1 protein-coding gene is annotated in these 1,323 nt (G+C 66.1%); it reads left to right on the forward strand.

The genetic code is table 11. The features are described 5' to 3' along the window. On the forward strand, positions 1-1,292 hold a 1,292-nt coding region (locus CIC12_RS02845; RefSeq protein WP_168661979.1), incomplete at its 5' end, for a putative bifunctional diguanylate cyclase/phosphodiesterase. Positions 1,293-1,323: the final 31 nt, after the last annotated feature.

The raw sequence follows: 1,323 nt of genomic DNA on the forward strand, positions 1-1,323 counted from the left end.
CCGGCCTGTACAACCGCGCTTATCTCACCGAACGGATGCGTGACCTGTTCGAACCGGGCGTGGCGGCCGGCGGCGAACTGGCGAGCGTCGCCGTGTTATTCGTCGATCTGGACGGCTTCAAGAAGGTCAACGACACCGCCGGTCACGAGGCCGGCGACGCGTTACTGTGCAGCGTCGCGGATCGGCTGTCGGCCTGCGTCGGACGCCGCGACACGCTCGCGCGCGTGGGTGGCGACGAGTTCGTGATCGTGATCAGCGCGTACGAGAACAGCGGGCATTTGATCGGGCTCGCGCGCCGCATCCTCGACATGATCGCGGTGCCGTTCGCGGTGGCTGGCAACGAATACTACCTGGGGGCGTCGATTGGCATCAGTCTGTTTCCCGAGGACGGCCAGGACGTCGCCACGCTGATGCGCAACGCCGACTCGGCGATGTATCACGCGAAGCAGCGCGGCCGCAACAACTTCCAGTTCTTCACCGCCGAGCTGAACCAGCGTCTGCAACGGCGCTTCACGATCGAGCAGTCATTGCGGCGCGCGCTCGCCGCCGACGAGCTGAGCCTCGTGTACCAGCCGATCGTCGATAGCCAGGATGGCCGCACGATCGGCGCCGAAGCGCTGCTGCGCTGGTATAACACCGAACTCGGCAACGTGTCGCCGGGCGAATTCATTCCGGTCGCCGAAGACGCGGGCCTGATCGTCGAGATCGGCGGCTGGGTGCTGGCACGGGCCTGCGCGCAGGTCGCCCAATGGCGGCGCACGCTGGCACCGGATCTGATCGTCGCGGTGAATCTCTCGCCGCGGCAATTCAACGATGGGCTGCTGGAGCGCATCGAGGGCTGTCTGGAGGAGTCCGGGCTCGAACCCGCGGCGCTGGAACTCGAGATCACCGAACGGCTGCTGATGAGCGACAGCGAAACGGTGCTGCCGATCCTGAGCGCGCTGAGCAAGATGGGCGTGCGGATGTCGGTCGACGACTTCGGCACAGGTTATTCGTCGCTGTCGTATCTGAAGCGCTTTCCGCTGCACAACCTGAAGATCGACCGCTCGTTCGTCGCGGGCTTGCCGGATCATCGCGATTCGATCGCGATCACGCAGGCCGTGGTGGCGATGGCGCATTCGCTCGGCATGAACGTGACCGCGGAAGGCGTGGAGACCGTCGAGCAGGCGGCCTTTCTGCGCACGATCGATTGCGACAAGCAGCAGGGGTATCTGTACAGCCGGCCGGTCGGCGCGAGTGCGTACGCGCGCCGCTTGTGCGACGCGCAGTTGAGCCTCGCCGGCGAGTCTTGAGCGGGGCGGGGACGGTCGCTCGGGTGAGGGC

It is taken from the genome of Paraburkholderia sp. SG-MS1, assembly GCF_012275575.1.
Classification (GTDB): Bacteria; Pseudomonadota; Gammaproteobacteria; order Burkholderiales; family Burkholderiaceae; genus Paraburkholderia.